The 915-nt window shown below is 53.6% G+C and carries 1 protein-coding gene; it reads left to right on the top strand.

Translation table 11 applies throughout. The features are described 5' to 3' along the window. Window positions 1–915, top strand: a 915-nt coding sequence (locus ACTHS3_RS15385) for an efflux transporter outer membrane subunit (RefSeq protein ID WP_440368420.1), incomplete at both ends; no start/stop codon positions are given.

Genomic DNA, 915 nt, shown 5'->3' with positions numbered 1-915 from the left:
CGCCTTCACCGCCTGATCGACATCGCATTGGAACGCAATACCGATTTGCGTACAGCCGCGCTGAATGCGGAAATCTATCGCAAGCAATATATGATTGCGCGTAATAATTTGTTGCCAACCGTCAATGCCAGCGGTACAGGTTCGCGTCAAGGCAGCTTGAGCGGCGGCAGCGTCAGCAGCCAATACAGCGTGGGTTTGGGCGCAGCCTCTTATGAACTTGACCTTTTCGGCCGTGTCCGCAGCACCAGCGAAGCCGCGTTGCAAGGTTATTTCAATGTGGCCGCCAACCGCGATGCCGCGCATCTGACCCTGATTTCTACCGTTGCCAAAGCCTACTTTAATGAACGCTACGCTGAAGAAACCATGGCATTGGCACAACGCGTATTGCAAACCCGTGAAGCGACTTACAAGCTTTCACAATTACGCCATAAGGCCGGCGTGATTTCCGCCGTTGATTTGCGCCAACAGGAAGCCCTGATTGAATCAGCCAAAGCCGATTACGCATCCGCGGTAAAAAACCGCGAGCAAGCGCGCAATTCCTTGGCTATGCTGATTAATCAACCTTTACCCGAAGATCTGCCTGCCGGTTTGCCTTTGAGCAAGCAGTTCAAAATGACTAAACTGCCTGCCGGTTTGAGTTCGGATGTGTTGCTCAACCGTCCGGATATCCGTGCGGCCGAACACGCGCTCAAACAAGCCAATGCCAATATTGGTGCGGCACGTGCGGCGTTTTTCCCACGCATCAGCCTAACCGGTTCGGTCGGTACCGCTTCCGGCGAGTTGAGCGGCCTGTTTAAGAGCGGCACAGGTATTTGGGCTTTTGCACCGTCCATCACATTGCCTATCTTTGACTGGGGCACAAACAAAGCCAATCTTGACGTAGCCAAACTGCGCCAACAGGCACAAATCGTTGCT

Source organism: Neisseria sp. P0009.S007 (genome assembly GCF_051962515.1).
This window is presented reverse-complemented; position numbering and strand designations above follow the sequence as displayed.